The 18651-nt window shown below is 72.0% G+C and carries 1 protein-coding gene; it reads left to right on the top strand.

Annotation, left to right across the window (positions count from 1 at the left end):
* Nucleotides 1-49 precede the first annotated feature (49 nt).
* On the top strand, nucleotides 50-18651 hold an 18602-nt coding region (locus tag ACZ44S_RS04840), incomplete at its 3' end, for a non-ribosomal peptide synthase/polyketide synthase (protein WP_466924395.1).

Below are 18651 nucleotides of genomic sequence, written 5' to 3'. Positions count from 1 at the left end.
CACGGTCCGGACAGCGGACCGGCTGCCCGCGACGACCATTCACCGGCTGGTGGAGTCCCAGGCCGAACGCGCGCCGGACGCCGTTGCGGTGGAGACCGAGGGCGGGTCGCTCACCTACCGCGAACTCGACGCCCGCGCCAACCAGTTCGCCCGCCACCTCGGGGCGGTCGGCGTGCGGGGCGAGTCCCTCGTCGCCGTCCACATGGAGCGGGGCCTGCTGACGCCCGTCGTCCTGCTCGGCATCCTCAAAGCAGGCGCGGCCTACCTGCCGCTCGACACCGAGTCACCGGCGGAGCGCCTCGCGGCGGTGCTCGCCGACGCGGCACCCGCCGCGGTGGTCACGGCCGGCCCCCTGCCGCAGACCGCCGTCCCGCTGATCGACCTCGACACCGATCTGCCCGCGATCACCGCATTACCGGCCGAGCCCCTGGCGGAGACCGAGGAGCCGGACCCCGACCGCCTGGCCTACGTCATGTTCACCTCCGGCTCCACCGGCGTCCCCAAGGGCGTGCTGGTGGAGCACCGCGCCGTCATCCGGCTGATCCACGAGCAGAGCTACGCGAGGTTCGGCCCCGACGCCACCCATCTGCTGCTCGCGCCGCTCGCCTTCGACGCCTCGACCCTGGAGATCTGGGGCGCCCTGGCCCACGGCGGCCGGCTCGTCGTCGCGGCCCCGGGAGCACGCACCGTCGGCCAGCTCGGCCGTACTCTCGCCGACCGGCGGGTGACCACCCTGTGGCTGACGGCCTCCCTCTTCAACCTCGTGGCCGACGAGGACCCGTCCATCCTCGCCGGTGTCCGCGACCTGCTCATCGGCGGCGAGGCGCTGTCGGTCACCCACGTCCGCACCGCGCGCGAGGCGCTGCCGGACACGGTCATCACCAACGGCTACGGCCCGACCGAGACGACCACGTTCGCCTGTACCCACGCCATCCGGCCGCGGGACCTCGACGGCGCGTCCATCCCGATCGGCGGGCCCATCGCCCACACCGAGCTCCATGTCCTCGACGACGCGTTCGAGCCGGTCGCGCCCGGCGAGGCGGGGGAACTGTTCATCGGCGGCCCCGGCCTGGCGCGCGGCTACCTCAACCGGCCCGGCCTGACCGCGGAACGCTTCGTCGCGCACCCGGCCGCCACCGAGCCCGGGGCCCGGCTCTACCGCACCGGGGACCGGGTCGTCATGCGGCCCGACGGCACCCTGGAGTACCTCGGGCGCCTGGACGACCAGGTCAAGCTGCGTGGCTTCCGGATCGAACCCGGTGAGATCCGCGCCGGACTGACCGGGCTGCCACAGGTCAGGGACGCGGTCGTGGTCGCCCGGGGCGGATCCTCCGACCGGCGCCTGGTCGCCTATGTGGTCCCCGAGGCCGACGCCACGGCCGGCACGGAGAACGAACGGGAGCAGGTCGCCGACTGGGAGACGGTGTTCGACGAGACCTACCGCGACGGCGTGGGAGCCGCCGAAGGCCGCTGGGAGCTGAGCGGATGGGTCGGCAGCGGTGACGGACTGCCCATCCCCGCCGACCAGATGCGGGAATGGACGGACGCCACGGTCGACCGCATCCGCGCCCTCGGTGCAAGGCGCGTGCTCGAGATCGGCTGCGGCACCGGCCTGCTCGCGATGCGACTCGCCCCGCAGGCCGAGCGGTATGTCGGCAGCGACCTGTCCGCCGTGGCGATCCGCGGGCTCCGCGAGCAGATGGACGCCGCCGGGCTGCACCACACCGAGCTGGTGCATGCGCCGGCCGACGACCTCGACGCGGTTCCCGGCGGCCCCTTCGACGTCGTCGTACTGAACTCCATCGTGCAGTATCTGCCGTCGGCGCAGTATCTGCGCGAGGTCATCGAGCGCGCGGCCGCACGGCTGGCACCCGGCGGGCACCTCTTCGTCGGCGACGTGCGCAGCCTCCCGCTCCTCAACGCCTTCCACCTCAGCGCCGAGCTGAAGCGCGGCCACGAGGACACCGCGCCGCTGGAAACCCTGGCCGAGGCGGTACGCGAACGGGCGGCGGCCGAGAAGGAACTCGTCGTCGCCCCCTCCTTCTTCACCGACCTGCGCGGCCTGGCGGGCATCGACCACGTGCTGGTGTCACCGCGCCGCGGCAGGCACCGCAACGAGATGACCCAGTTCCGCTACGACGCGGTCCTCCGGGTCCGCGGAGCCGAACCGGCGCGCGTCCCCGACCGCTGGCTCGACTGGCGGGACGAAGGACTCACCCTGGAGGACATCGCACGGATCCTCCAGGACCGGCGTCCACGGCACCTGGCGCTGCGCAACGTCACCGACGCGCGCGTCGCCGACGAGGTGGCCCGGCTCATCCGGCTGCGCGAGGACGCCGAAGGCACCGTGGCCGCGCTCCGGGAGACCCGGCACGACGGCCCGGCCGTCGAGCTCGACGACCTGTACGACCTGGCGGCCGGCGCCTCCTACACCGTGGACGTCAGCGTCGCGGGCAGCGCGGCGGGCGATGCCTTCGACGTGGTCCTGTCAACCGACGCCGAGCGAGGACCGGTCGAGTTCGCCGCCGGGCCGGCCACGTCACCGGGCCCCCGCACCAACATGCCGCTGGCGACCGCGACGGAGCGGCGCCTCACCACGCTGGTGCGCGACTCCCTGCGCGAGCGCCTGCCCGCCTACATGATCCCCGCGGTGTTCGTCTTCATGGACGCGCTGCCGCTCACCTCCACCGGCAAGGTCGACCGCTCGGCCCTGCCCGAGCCGCCACGCCGGGGCGCGGCCGGCGGCGCGGGACGGCGGGCCGCCACCCCGACCGAACGCGCACTGGAACCGCTGTGGCGGGAACTGCTCGCGCTGGAAGCCGTCCACGTCGACGACGACTTCTTCGCCCTCGGCGGGCACTCCCTGCTCGGCACCCGGCTGCTGTCCCGCGTACGGGGCATCTGGGATGTCGAGCTCTCGCTCGCCGCCCTGTTCGCCGCGCCCACCCTCGGCGCCCTCGCCGCCCGGATCGACTCCGCGCGCCAGGACACGCCGGCGCTGTCCGGCACCTCCGCGGACGAGACGGACTCCGGATCGGCGCCGCTGTCCCCGGCCCAGCACCGGCTCTGGCTCGTCGAACAGCTCACCCCGGGCAACCCCCGCTACACCGTGCCCGTCGCCTACAGGATGCGCGGACAGCTCGACACGGCCGCCCTGCAGTCCGCCCTCGACGCCCTCGTCGCCCGGCACGAGGTGCTGCGCACCACGTTCCCCGCCCACGACGGCACCCCCCGCCAGGTCGTCGCCCCCTCCGGGCACATCCCGATCGAACGGGCCGACGTCAGCGGCGAGGGCACCGAGGCCCTCGCCACCGCCCGCACCCTCCTGACCCGGCAGGCGGGCCGCTGGCTCGACGTGCGGAACGGCCCACTGGCCGCCGCCACCCTCGTCCGGCTCGCCGAGGACGACCACGTCCTCTGCCTCACCCTCCATCACATGATCTGCGACGGCTGGTCCCTGGACCTCCTCGCGGCCGAACTGAGCGAGGGCTACAACGCCCGCGTCGCCCGCCGGACCCCGGAACTGCCGGACATCCCGCTCCAGTACGCCGACCACGCCCGCATCCAGCGCCGTGCGGACCGGACCGAAGCCACCGCACGCCGGCTGGACGAGAGGGCCGCACAACTCGAGGGCGCCGACGGCGGCAGCTATCTGGCCCCGGACCGGGCCCGCCCCTCCGCGCCCGCATTCACCGGAGCCACCACCGAGTTCACCGTCGACCGGGCACTGGTCGCGCAACTCGCCGAGCTGGGCCGCGCCCACGGCGCCACCCTGTTCATGACGCTCCACGCCGCCTACACCACCCTGCTGCACCGGCACTCCGGCGAGACCGACATCGTCGTCGGCTCGCCCATCAGCGGGCGGACCGGCACGGACGTCGAGAACCTGATCGGCTTCTTCGTCGACATGCTCGTCCTGCGCACCGACTGCGAAGGCGACCTGGGATTCGACGCGCTGCTCGGCCGGGTCCGCCGCGCCGCCCTCGACGCCTACGAGTACCAGGACATCCCGTTCGACCGGGTCGTCGAGCGGCTCGCCCCCGGCCGGGACCTCGGACGCAACCCGCTGTTCCAGGCGGCGTTCGCACTCCACCCCGCCCGTCCCGGGGAACTCCACCTCGACGGCGTCGACTGCGCACCGCACCCGGTGCACGGCGGCACCGCCAAGTTCGACCTCACCCTCGCGCTGTTCGAGACACCCGACGGACTGGCCGGCGAGCTGGAGTACGACACCGAGCTCTACGACCCCGCCACCGCGGAGCGCTTCGCCGCCCAGTACGTCGCCCTGCTGCGAGCCGTCGCGGCGGCCCCCACGACCCGCCTCAGCGAACTGTGCCGGCTGGACGAGGGCGAACGCCGCCAGGTGCTCGGCGAATGGAACGACACCGCCCGCCCGCTGCCCGCCCTGCCCGTCCCCTCACTGGTCGCCGAACAGGTCGCCGCCCGTCCCCATGCCACGGCCGTCCGCTACGGCGACACCGCACTCACCTACGAAGAGCTCGACCTCCGCTCCAACAGGCTGGCCCACGAGCTGCTCGACCGCGGAGTGGGCCGCGGCGACCTGGTCTCCGTCTGCCTGCGGCGCACGGCCGAACTCCCGGTGGCCCTGCTGGCCGTGCTGAAGACCGGAGCCGCGTATGTGCCGCTGGACCCGGACAACCCCACCGACCGGCTGGCCTTCATCCTCGCCGACACACGGACCCGCGTCGTCGTCACCCAGAGCGGGCTGGCCGACCGGCTGCCCTCCGGCGACGACGTCTCGTTCCTGCTCGTCGACGGCGCCGAGGACGCCGCCCGGATCCAGGACAGGCCCGGCTCCGCCCCCGACACCGGCGTACGCGACGACGACCTCGCCTACGTGATCTACACCTCCGGCTCGACCGGCACCCCCAAGGGCGCCGCCGTCGAGCACCGCTCGATCGTACGGCTGCTCTGGGACGCCGACTACGTCCGCATCGGCCCCGGCGACGTGGTCGCGCAGGCCGCGGACACGGCCTTCGACGCGGCGACCTTCGAGATCTGGGCGCCGCTGACCGGCGGCGGCGAACTCGTCGGCATCGACCGGGAGACCCTGCTGTCGCCCGAGGCGCTCGTGGCGGAGCTCCGCGCCCGGCGGATCACGGTGCTGTTCCTCACCACCGCGCTGTTCAACCAGATCGTGGCCTTCGACCCGGCGGCCTTCGCGACCCTCGACTGCGTCCTGTTCGGCGGCGAGGCCGTCAACCGCCGGCGGGTCGCCGAAGTGCTCGCCGCCCAACCGCCCGCCCGGCTGCTCCACGTGTACGGCCCGACCGAGACCACCACCTTCTCGACCTGGTACCCCGTGACCCGCACGCCCGACCGGACCGTCCCGATCGGCCGGGCGATCACCAACACCCGCGCCTACGTCCTGGATCCCGCCCTGGAACCCGTGCCCGTCGGCGTCGTGGGCGAGCTGTACATCGGCGGACCCGGCGTCGCACGCGGCTACCTCGGCCGGCCCGGTCTGACGGCCGAACGCTTCCCGGCGGACCCCTTCGGCGCCCCCAACGAGCGGATGTACCGCACCGGAGACCTGGTCAGATGGCTGCCGGAAGGCGTCCTCGAGTTCGTCGGCCGCGCCGACCAGCAGATCAAACTGCGCGGATTCCGCATCGAGCCTGGCGAGATCGAAGCCGCGCTGGTGGGCCACCCCGCGGTGCGCGAGGCCACGGTCGTGGTCACCGGACAGGACGCCGGCAGACGCCTGGCCGCCTACGTCACCGCCGAACCGGGCCGGAGCGTCCCGCCGCCGGCTCAGCTGCGTCCCTTCCTGCGGCGCTCACTGCCGGAATTCATGATCCCGGCGGTCCTGGTCGTCCTGGACTCCCTGCCGCTGACCCCCAGCGGCAAGATCGACCGGCGGGCACTGCCGGAACCGCCCGCCCATACCGCCACGAACCCCGACACCGGCCGGGTCGCACCCCGCACCCCCGTCGAGCGCGTACTCGCCGAAGCCTGGGCCGAAGTCCTCGGACTCGACGACGTGGGCGTCCACGACAACTTCTTCGAACTCGGCGGCGACTCCATCCTGGCCATTCAGCTCGTGGCCCGCGTCCGGCAGGACGGCGTCACCCTGTCCCCGAAACTCGTCTTCGACAACCAGACCGTCGCCGAACTCGCCGCGGTGGCCGGCGCCGACGCGACGACCGGGCCCGACGCCGACGCCGAGCAGGGACCCGTCACCGGGGACGCCCCGCTCACCCCCGTCCAGCGCTGGTTCCACGCCCAGGACCTGGAGCGGCCGCACCACTTCAACCAGTCCGTGCTGCTCGACATCACCGGACTCGACAAAGAGGCACTCGCGGCGGCCGTCCAGGCCCTCTTCCACCAGCACGACGCCCTTCGGCTGCGCTCGGACGGCACCCGGCAGTGGTTCGCCGCCCCCGACGACAGCGGCCTGGAGGACCCGGGAACGGCACGCATCACCCCGGACGAGGTACAGGCGGGAGTGCATCCGCTGGACGGACCCGTCGCACGGTTCGTCACCATCTCCCCCGACCGGCTGCTCGTCGTCATCCACCACCTGGCGGTCGACGGGGTGTCCTGGCGCATCCTCCTGGAGGACCTGGCCACCGGATACCGGCAGGCCGCCGCCGGCCGGCCGGTGGACCTCGGCGCCAAGACCACCTCCTTCAAACACTGGGCGCACCGGCTGCGGGAACTGGCCGCGGGCAGCACGCTCGACGCCGAACGGCCCCACTGGCAGGACATCCCCGGCTCCGTCCTCCCGGTCGACCACCCGGGCGGCGCCAACACGCTCGACTCCGTCCGCTCCGTCACCGTCGCGCTGGACGCCGACGAGACCCATGCGCTGCTCGGCCGGGTCCCCGCCGCGTACCGCACCCAGATCAACGACGTCCTGCTCACGGCCCTGGCCCGGACCGTCACCGAGTGGACCGGCGACGACACCGTCACCGTCGCACTGGAGGGCCACGGCCGCGAGGACCTGTTCGAGGACGTCGACCTGTCCCGCACCGTCGGCTGGTTCACCACCCTCTTCCCGGTGGCCCTGCGCCCCGGCGGCGACGACCCCGCCACCGCTCTCAAGGCGGTCAAGGAGCAACTGCGCGCCGTGCCCCGCCGCGGCATCGGCTACGGACTCGTCGCGGACCCCACCCGACTGCCCACCGGCCTCAGCTTCAACTACCTCGGCCGCCTCGACCAGTTCGTTCCCCCGGACGGCACGATCACCTCGGCGCCCGAGGCCGGACCCCTGCTCTTCGAACCCGACCCGGCCGCCGCCGGCACCGCCATCGCCCCCGCGGGCCGCCGCGCACACATCCTCGAGGTCCAGGGTGCCGTCTCCGCCGACCGCCTGTCCGTCAGCTGGACGTACTCCGCCTCCCTGCACGAGCCGGAGACCGTGGAGGCGCTGGCCGAGCGGTTCCTCACGGCACTGCGCGCGATCATCGCCCACTGCACCGGCCCGGACGCGGGCGGCCGCACACCGTCCGACTTCCCCCTCGCCGCCGTCGACCAGGCCACGCTCGACCGCCTCTGCGGGCCCGGCTCCACGATCGAGGACCTCTACCCCCTCTCACCGCTCCAGCAGGGCCTGCTCTACCACAGCCTCCAGGACCCCGACTCCGGCGTCTACTTCCAGCGCATCGAATGGCTGCTCCAGGGAACTCTCGACGCCGACGCCCTGCGTGCCGCCTGGAACCACGCCGCGGACCGGCACGCCATCCTGCGCACGGCCATCGCCTTCGACGACTCCGGGCGACCGCTCCAGGCCGTCCACCGCGAGGTGCCCGTCCCCTGGACGACGCACGACCTGCGGGACCTCACCGGCGAACGGCTCCGCGTCCGTGTCGACGAACTCCTGGACGCGGACCGCCGGCAGGGCTTCGACTTCGGCAGCGCCCCGCTGATGCGCCTGCTGCTGCTGCGCACCGCGGACGACCGGCACCGGCTCGTGTGGAGCTTCCACCACCTGCTGCTCGACGGCTGGAGCGCCGCGACCCTGCTCGACGACGTCTTCGGCCACTACCACGGCGCGACGGCGTCCGACCGCCCCCGCCCCTACCGCGACCACATCGCCTGGCTGTCGGAGCAGGACATGGCCGCCGCCGAAACGTGGTGGCGGCGGACACTCGACGGGATCGACGAGCCGACGCCCCTGCCGCTGGGCGACGCCACCCGGCCCCCGTCCGACGCGCCGGCCGGCCAGGGAGTGGTACGACGCCACGCCGACGCCGCCCTCACCGCCCGGCTCGACACCTACGCACGCTCCCGCAGACTGACCGTCAACACCCTTCTCCAAGGGGCCTGGTCGCTGCTGCTCTCCCGGTACACCGGTGCCGAGGACGTCGTCTTCGGCACCACCGACTCCGGCCGTCCCGCGGACCTCGCCGGCGTCGAGGACATGGTCGGCCTGTTCATCAACACCCTGCCCGTCCGCGTCCGCCTGGACGACGACGAGCACGTCGACGCCTGGCTGCGCCGGATCCAGACCGAGCAGGCCGAGTCACGCCAGTACGCCTACGCCCCGCTGCCGCAGATCCAGGCCTGGACGGGGCTGCGCGCGGACGTCCCCCTGCTCCGCACCCTGCTGCTGTTCGAGAACTACCCCCTCGGCGTGGTCCCCGACAGCACCGGCCAGGACCTGGACGTCAGCCTCGCCGACGCCCGCGAGCACACCAGTTACGCCCTCACGGTGGCCGTGAGCCCCGGGACGGAACTGCTCGTCGAGTGCTTCTTCGACACCCACCGCTACGACGCGGAAACGGTCGACCGCCTGGCGGAAGCATTCCTGCGCCTGCTGGACGGCATCGCACGCTCCGACGGCTCCGCCCTCGTGGCGGACCTGACCCCGGTCGGCGACACCGAACGGCACCTGGTACTCACCGGATGGAACGACACCCGTCGGGAGCTCCCGGATCTGCCGGTGCACGCTCTGGTCGCCGAGCAGGCGCGGCTGCGGCCGGACGCCGTGGCAGTCGCATACGGCGACACCGCCCTCACTTACGCCGACCTGGACACCCGGGCCAACCGGCTGGCACGGGAGCTGCGGGCGCGGGGTGTGCACCTCGGCTCGCGCGTGGTGGTCTGCCTGCGCCGGTCGGTGGAACTCCCGGTGGCGTTGCTCGCCGTGTGGAAGGCCGGCGCGGCATATGTGCCGCTGGACCCGGATTACCCGGCCGACCGGCTGGCGTTCATGCTCGACGACTCGGGTGCCACGGCGGTGGTGACCGAGCGGTCGTGCCGGGGCAGGCTGCCCGCCGTCCCCGACGCGGCCGTGGTCGTACTCGACGACGAGGCGGACCGCGCCTGTGTCGAGGCCCGTCCGGTGACGGATCCGGCGTCCGGCGCGGGGCCCGAGGACTTGGCCTACGTGGTGTACACATCGGGCTCCACGGGCCGGCCGAAGGGCGTGGCGGTCGAGCACGGGTCGATCGTCCGACTGGTGTGGGACGCCGACTACGTGCGCCTGGACCACGACACGGTGGTCGCTCAGGCCGCCGACGCCTCCTTCGACGCGCTGACGTTCGAGTTGTGGGGACCGCTCGTCGCCGGTGGCCGGGTCGTGGGCATCTCCCGCGACACCCTGCTGTCTCCCGAGGAGCTGGTGGCCGAGCTGCGCGCACGGCATGTCACCACGCTGTTCGTGACGACGGCCCTGTTCAACCAGGTCGTGGCGGTGAACCCGTCCGCCTTCGCGTCGCTCGAAAGCGTCCTCTTCGGCGGCGAAGCGGTGAACCCGCACCGGGTCGCCGAAGTCCTGGCCGCCGAGGCTCCCGCCCGGCTGGTCCACGTGTACGGCCCGACGGAGGCGACGACGTTCGCGTCCTGGCACGAGGTCACGGGCGTGACGGGCCGGACCGTGCCGATCGGCCGCCCGATCGTCAACACCGAACTGCTGGTCCTCGACGCCCGGCAGCGGCCGGTCCCGGTCGGTGCCACCGGTGAGCTCCACGTGGGCGGACCCGGTCTCGCCCGGGGATACCTCGGACGCCCCGCCCTGACCGCCGAGCGGTTCGTGGCGCACCCGTACGCCACCGAACCGGGCGCCCGTCTGTACCGGACCGGCGACCTCGTCCGCCGGGCGGAGGACGGCTCGATCGAGTTCGTCGGCCGCACGGACCACCAGGTGAAACTCCGTGGCTTCCGGATCGAGCCCGGTGAGATCGAGGCCGCACTGACAGCGCACCCCGCCGTCCGCGACGCCGTGGTGATCGTGGCGGGCGAGGGCCGTGAGCGCCGTCTGGCCGCCTATGTCACCTCCATCGGGGAGGAACTCCCCGACCACGGCGAACTGCGGACGTTCCTGATGCGTTCGCTGCCGGAGTACATGGTGCCGGCGGTGTTCGTGGCGCTGGACGCGTTCCCCCTGACCCCGAGCGGAAAGCTGGACCGGCGGGCGTTGCCGGAACCGGAGCTGCTGCGGACCGAGTACACCGCGCCGTCCGAAGGCAGCGAGGCGGTGCTGGCCGAGGTGTGGGCCGAGGTCCTGGGCGTCGAACGGGTCGGCGTGCACGACAACTTCTTCGAGCTGGGCGGCGACTCCATCCTGTCGATCCAGGTGGTCGCGCGTGCCCGTGCGAGGGGCGTGGGCCTGACGCCGAAGCTGGTGTTCGACCACCCGACGGTGGCTGATCTGGCGTCGGTCGCCGGGGTGGAGTCGGTCCGGGCCGAGCAGGGTGCGGTGACGGGTGAGGCGCCGCTGACGCCGATCCAGTCGTGGTTCCACGGCCTGGATCTGCCGGAGCGGAACCACTTCAACCAGTCGGTCCTGCTCGACGTGACCGGCGTGGAGCGTGCCGCCCTCGACACGGCCGTCCGGACGCTGTTGATCCATCACGACGCGCTGCGTCTGCGCTCGGACGGCACGCGTCAGTGGTTCGCCGAGCCCGACGGCCAGGGCCTGGAGGACGCGGACGGACGCACCGCGGACGACGTCCAGGCGAGCCTGGACCTGGTGAACGGCCCGGTCGCACGGTTCGTGCTCCTGCCCGGGGACCGGCTGCTGATCGTCGTCCACCACATGGCCGTCGACGGAGTCTCCTGGCGGATCCTCCTGGAAGACCTCACCAGGGCCTGTACCCAGGCCGGCGCGGGACGGACCGTCGAGCTGGGGGCCAAGACCACCTCGTTCAAGGAGTGGGCCACACGCCTGCGGCACGCCGCCGACGAGGACGAGGAACCCTTCTGGGACACGGTCCCGGCCACTGCCCTGCCCGTTGACCATCAGGGTGGTGAGAACACGAACGCGTCCGCGGAGACGGTCACTGTCGAGCTGGACGCCGAGCGGACCCGGCTGCTGCTGACCCGGGTGCCCGCGGTGTACCGGACGCAGATCAACGACGTGCTGCTCACGGCACTCGCGCAGACCCTGTCCGACTGGACCGGCCAGGACACCGTGACCGTAGCGCTGGAGGGCCACGGCCGCGAGGAATTGTTCGACGACGTCGACCTCTCCCGCACGGTCGGCTGGTTCACCTCCCTGTTCCCCGTCCCGCTCACTCCCGGAGCGGACGGCCCGGGTGCGTCGCTCAAGGCGGTCAAGGAACAGCTTCGCGCCGTCCCGCGCCGCGGTGTCGGCTACGGCCTGACCCACGACCCGGCCGACATACCCGCGTGGCTGTCCTTCAACTACCTGGGGCAGCTGGAGGCAGGAGCGACCGAGGGCGACTTCCCGGTCATCGACGGCGGACGAGGCGAGGAGTACGCGCGGGCCGGTCACCGGGCCTTCGCGATCGAGGTCAACGGGTCGGTGTCCGGCGGCAGGCTCGGTCTGGACTGGACGTACTCGCGCGAACTGCACGACCCGGTCACGATCGGGAAGCTGGCGGAGGAGTTCGTCGTCCGGCTCCGCGCGCTCGTCGACCACTGCCTCGACCCCGGGGCAGGCGGCCTGACGCCGTCCGACGTGCCGCTGGCGGGCCTGGACCAGACCGCGCTCGACCGGCTGACCGAAGGCGACCGCGGTATCGAGGACATCTACCCGCTGTCGCCGCTGCAGCAGGGCATGCTGTTCCACGCCCTGGCCGAACCCGACGCGGGCATGTACCTCGAGCAGATCCACTGGCGGGTCGAGGGCGAGCCGGACCTCGACCGGCTCCGCGACGCCTGGCAGGCCGTCGTCGACCGCCACCCCATCCTGCGGACCTCCCTGCGCGTCGACGGGACCGGCAGGGCCTTCCAGATCGTCCACCGGTCCGTGCGCCTGCCCTTCGCCGTCCGCACCCTGGAAGGGAACGGCGACCGGATCACGGAGCTGCTCGAGGACGAGCGCCGCGGAGGCTTCGACCTCGCCGCCGCTCCGCTGCTCCGTCTGACGGCCTTCACCGCGGACGACGAGCACCACCTGGTGTGGACGTTCCACCACGTGCTGCTGGACGGCTGGAGTGCCGTCCGCGTCCTGGCGGACGTCCAGGCCGCCTACGCCGCCCGTCCGTTGGGCGCACAGCCACGCCCGTACCGCGACCACCTCGCGTGGCTGGGAACCCAGGACCTCGACGCCGCCCGTGCGTACTGGCGCGACCGGCTCGCCGGCATCGAGTCGGCCACTCCGCTGGGAGTGGACCGGCAGACCGAAGACACCGCGGCGGCCCCGGGATCCGAGCCGGGCTCGCTCCGCTTCGAACTGCCCGGCTCCCTGAGCGACGCGCTGTCCGAGACCGCGCGCGCCCGTCACATCACTCCGAGCACCCTGGCTCAGGCGGCGTGGGGCCTGGTCCTGTCGCGCTACAGCGGCCGCCGGGACGTGGTGTTCGGGACGACGGTGTCGGGCCGGCCCGCGGGCCTCGACGGGGTCGAGGAGATGGTGGGCCTGTTCATCAACACGCTGCCGGTGCGGATGCGGGTCGACGACCGCGAGTCCGTGGGGGAGTGGCTGCGGCGTCTCCAGGCCGAGCAGGCCGAGTTGAGGCAGTACGAGTACAGCCCGCTGGCCGATGTGCAGCGGTGGAGCGACGTGCCGGCCGGCGACCCGTTGTTCGAGACACTCTTCGTCTACGAGAACTACCCCCTGGCCCGCACCGGCGAGTCGGCGCAGGACGACCGCCTCGCCCTGACCACGGTCAGCGCGCGTGAGCACACCAACTACCCGCTGACCGCGGTGATGATCCCCGGCGAGCGGCTGGAACTGCGTCTCTTCTACGACCGCCGGCGGTTCGACGAGGAGAGCCTGGACCGCCTGGGACGGCACTACCTCCACGCCCTGGAGCAGCTCACGGCTCCGCAGGCCCCGACGGTGGGCGGCCTTTCGGTGCTGGACGCCGACGAGCGCGACCTGGTGCTCACCGGGTGGAACGACGCGGTGGTGGAGGTGCGTCCGGGGTTGGTGCACGAGTTGGTCGCGGAGCGTGCGCGGCTGACGCCGGATGCGGCGGCGGTTTCGTTCGAGGGCCGGGTGTTGTCGTATGCGGAGTTGGATGGGTGGGCGAATCGGCTGGCGCGGGTGTTGCTTGCGCGTGGTGTGGGTGCGGGTTCGCTGGTGGGCGTGTGTGTGGGGCGTTCGGAGCGGTTGCCGGTCGTTCTGTTGGCGGTGTTGAAGGCGGGGGCGGGGTATGTGCCGCTGGATCCGGAGTATCCGGCGGACCGTCTGGCGTTCATGCTGGCCGATTCGGGTGCGGAGCTGCTGCTGGTCGAGGACGAGTTCGTGTCGCGTCTGCCCGGGTTGGCGGGCTTTGGCGGTGAGGTGTGCGTCGTTGACGGTGGGGCCGGGGTGGGGGAGGAGTCCGGTGCGCCGTTGGGGGTTGAGGTTGCGCCGGGTGATGTGGCGTATGTGATTTATACGTCGGGTTCGACGGGTCGGCCGAAGGGTGTGCTGGTCGAGCACCGCAATGTGGTGAATCTGCTGGCGGGGACGCGGGGGCGGTTCGGGTTCGGGCCGGGTGATGTGTGGTCGTTGTTCCACTCGTACGCCTTTGACTTCTCGGTGTGGGAGTTGTGGGGCGCGTTGGTGTCGGGTGGGCGTGTGGTGGTGGTGCCGCGTGGGCTGACCCGTTCGCCTGAAAGCCTGTGGGGTCTGCTGGTGGGCGAGGGTGTGACGGTGTTGAACCAGACGCCGTCGATGTTCGCTCAGGTGGCCCGGGCGGCGGTGCACTCGGGCCGGATGTCGCAGGCCCACCTGAAGTGGGTGATCTTCGGCGGCGAGGCGCTGGAGACCGCGCACCTGCGGGAGTGGTTCACCGCGGTGGGATCCGCCGGTCCGCGTCTGGTGAACATGTTCGGTATCACGGAGACCACCGTGCACGTGACCTGGACGGACGTTGCGGATGCTGATGCCAGGCCGTTGGTGGGCCGGGGTATCCCGAATGTGCGGGTGTATGTGCTGGACGACCGGCTGGAGCCGGTGCCGGTCGGTGTCCCGGGTGAGATCTGTGTGGGTGGCCTTGGTGTGGCTCGTGGTTATCTGGGCCGGCCGGGTCTGACTGCTGAGCGTTTCGTCGCGGACCCGTTCGTTGCGGGTTCGGGTGGGCGGTTGTACCGCTCGGGTGACCTGGGACGGTGGCGTGCGGACGGGACGCTTGAGTACCTGGGCCGGGCCGACCATCAGGTGAAGGTGCGCGGTTTCCGTATCGAGCCCGGTGAGATCGAAGCCGCACTGGCCGCTCACCCGAGCGTGGCCGACCCCGTCGTCATCGTGCGAGAGGGCCGCCTCGTCGCCTACCTGACCCCGGCGGCGGACCGAGTGCCCGGGATCGCCGAGCTGCGGGAGTTCCTGGGCCAGAGCCTGCCGGAGTACATGGTCCCGTCGGTGTTCGTGGTCCTGGAGCAACTGCCGCTGACGCCCAGCGGGAAGCTGGACCGCCGCGCCCTGCCCGACCCCGACACCGGACGGCTGGGCCTGGAGACCGGCTATGCGGCGCCGCGCGACCTCACCGAACAGGCACTGGCCGAGGTGTGGGCCGGAGTCCTGGGCGTCGAACGGGTCGGCGTCCACGACAACTTCTTCGAGCTGGGCGGCGACTCCATCCTCTCCATCCAGGTCGTGGCCCGCGCCAGGACGCGGGGTGTGGGCCTCACGCCGAAGCTGGTGTTCGACCACCCCACGGTCAGGGAGCTGGCCTCGGTCGCCGGCGTGGAGACCGTCGAGGCCGAGCAGGGTGTGGTGACGGGTGAGGCGCCGCTGACTCCGATCCAGGACTGGTTCCACGGCCTGGAATCGCCGGAGCGGAACCACTTCAACCAGTCGGTGCTGCTCGATGTGACCGACGTCGACCGTGCTGCCCTCGACGCGGCGGTCCGGACGCTGCTCGCCCACCACGACGCGTTGCGTCTGCGGTCGGACGGCACGCGCATGTGGTTCACCGAGCCCGACGATCAGGGGCTGGAGGAGGCGAACGGCCGCACGACCGACGAGGTCCAGGCGAGCCTGGACCTGGTGAACGGCCCGGTGGCGCGGTTCGTGCTCCTGTCCCAGGACCGGCTGCTGATCGTCGTCCACCACATGGCCGTCGACGCCGTCTCCTGGAGGATCCTGCTCGAAGACCTGGCCGTCGCCTGCGCGGGCGCGCCGCTGCCGGCGAAGACGACGTCGTTCAAGGAGTGGGCGACGCGTCTTGAGGAGGCAGGTGACCCGGCGGAGGGCACCTACTGGGACACCGTGCCCGCCGTTGCCCTCCCTGCCGATCACAGGGGCGGGGACAACACCATCGCGTCTGCGGAGACGGTCGGCGTCGAGCTGGACGAGGACGAGACGCGGGCGCTGCTGACGCAGGTGCCCGCGGTGTACCGGACGCAGATCAACGACGTCCTGCTGACCGCACTCGCGCAGACCCTGGCGGCCTGGACGGGCCAGGAGACCGTCTCCGTCGCGCTGGAGGGGCACGGCCGCGAGGACCTGTTCGACGACGTCGACGTCTCGCGCACGGTCGGGTGGTTCACCTCGTTGTTCCCCGTCGCGCTCACTCCGGGCGACCTCGGCCCGGCCACTGCGCTGAAGGCGGTCAAGGAGCAACTGCGGGCCGTCCCGCGCCGTGGTGTCGGCTACGGCCTGACCCACGACCTGACCGCCCTGTCCACCGGCCTGTCGTTCAACTACCTCGGGCAACTGGACGTAGGCGTGGCCACGACCGATCTCACGCCGGTCGGCGAGGACCGGGGCAAGGAGTACGCCCCGGCAGGTCGCCGAGCCTTCGCGGTCGAGGTCAACGGGGCGGTGTCCGGCGGCCGGCTGAGCCTGGACTGGACGTACTCGTCCACCTTGCACGACCGCGCGACGGTCGAAGGGCTGGCCGAGGAGTTCGTCGTCCGGCTGCGCGCGCTGATCGAACACTGCCTGACCGAGGAGGCCGGTGGCCTGACGCCGTCCGACGTGCCGCTGGCGGATCTGGACCAGGCGGCGCTGGACCGGCTGGTGGACGGCGACCGCGCCATCGAGGACATGTACCCGCTCTCGCCGCTGCAGCAGGGCATGCTGTTCCACGCCCTGGCCGAGCCGGACTCGGGCATGTACGTCGAGCAGATCCACTGGCGACTGGACGGACCGCTCGACGTCGATGGGTTCCAGGCCGCATGGAGGTCGGCCGCCGCCCGCCACCCCATTCTGCGCACCGGGTTCGTGTGGGAGGGCGTGCCGCGGCCGCTGCAGGTCGTCCGGGCCGATGTCTCCGTTCCGTACGAGTACCACGACGTGTCGGACATGGCCGTCGACGACAGGGAAGCCCACATTGCTCGGCTGCTCGAGCAGGACCGAGTCGAGGGCTTCGACTTCCGGACCGCGCCGCTGACGCGGGTGCGTGTGCTGCGCACGGACGACAATCAGTACCACCTGGTGTGGAGTTTCCATCACGTCCTGCTGGACGGATGGAGTGCGACCGCGCTGCTGGGCGAGGTGTTCGCGGAGTACGAGTCCGGTGCGGTGCCCGGACCGGTGCGTCCGTACCGGGAGTTCATCGGCTGGCTCGGTGAACAGGACCTGGGTGCGGCGCAGGCGTACTGGCGGGAGGCGCTGGCCGGCTTCGAGACACCGACGGCACTTCCGGGCGACGGGTTTGGCACCTCTGCGGAGGGCACAGAGCCGGGTCGGGTGGGCGCGGTGTTGTCGGCGCGGGCCGCGGCCGGTCTGGGGTCGGTGGCGCGGGCGGCGCGGGTGACGGTGAACTCGGTGGCGCAGGCTGCTTGGGGTCTGGTGCTGTCGCGGTTCGGCGGTGGTGCGGATGTGGTGTTCGGCACGACGGTGTCGGGTCGTCCGGCCGGCCTCGACGGTGTCGAGGAGATGGTGGGTCTGTTCATCAACACCCTGCCGGTGCGGGTGCGGGTGGATGAGCGGGCGACGGTCGTGGATCTGCTGCAGCGGGTCCAGGACGATCAGGTGGCGTCGCGCGAGTTCGAGTTCAGTCCGCTGGCCGATGTGCAGCGGTGGAGCGAGATCCCGGCCGGCGGGTCGCTGTTCGACTCCCTGTTCGTCTTCGAGAACTACCCGCTCGACGAGCCGTTCGGCAAAGACGCGTCCGTGACACCGCTGGGCTTGCGCGAGCACACCAACTACGCACTGACGGTCGTGATGGTCCCGCGGGAGAGCCTCGGAGTCGAGGTCTTCTACGATCGCTCCCGTTTCACGTCGGAAACGGCTCAGCGACTCACCGACTCGTTCGTGAGCCTGCTGGAGCAGATTGCCGGTGCTCCGTCGGGCGCGTTGGTGGAGAGTCTGTCGGTGCTGGCGGAGGGGGAGCGGGAGCGGCTGCTGTCGGAGTGGAATGCGACGGCTGTGGAGTTGCCGGGTCTGCCGGTGCATGAGCTGGTGGCGGTGCAGGCGCGGTTGCGTCCGGATGCGGTGGCGGTGGAGTTCGGTGAGGAGTCCGTCTCCTATGCCGAGTTGGATGCCCGTGCGAATGAGGTGGCGCATGCGCTGATCGCGGCGGGTGTGGAGCCGGGTTCGCTGGTGGGTGTGTGCCTGGACCGTGGCATCGAGGTGCCTGCGGTGCTGCTGGGGGTGTGGAAGGCCGGGGCGGGTTATGTGCCGCTGGATCCGGGTTATCCGGCGGAGCGCACCGAGTTCATGCTGGCCGACGCCGATGTGCGACTGGTGGTGACCGAGCGGTCGTTCGCGGACCGGTTCGCCGAGGTGGTGCTGCTCGAGGAGGTGTCCGGCCCGGCATCCGATCCGGGTGTGGCGGTGGCTCACGACGATGTCGCGTATGTGATGTTCACGTCGGGTTCGACGGGCCGGCCGAAGGGTGTGGTGGTCGAGCATCGGTCGGTGGTGCGGCTGGTGTGGGGTCAGACCTATGCCGGGTTCGGTCCGGACAGCACGCAACTGCTGCTGGCGCCCTTGGCGTTCGACGCTTCGACGTTCGAGTTGTGGGGCGCGCTGATCCACGGCGGCCGGCTGGTCGTCGCCCCGCCGGGTGTGGTGGGTGTGTCGGACCTCGCGGGTCTGATCTCCGGTCACGGGGTGCGGAGTCTGTGGCTGACTGCGTCCCTGTTCAACGCCGTGGTGGACGAGGACCCCTCGGTGCTGACCGGCCTGGATCGGATTCTGGTCGGTGGTGAGGCGCTGTCGGTCCGCCATGTGCGGGCGGCACAGCAGGCGGTGCCGGGCCTGCGGGTGGTCAACGGCTACGGCCCGACCGAGACGACCACCTTCGCCTGCACCTACGCCATTCCCCCGCTGGCGGAGGGAACGCACTCCGTACCGATCGGCCGGCCGATCGGTAACACCTCGGTGTTCGTGCTGGA

This window comes from Streptomyces malachitofuscus (assembly GCF_055571035.1).
This window is presented reverse-complemented; position numbering and strand designations above follow the sequence as displayed.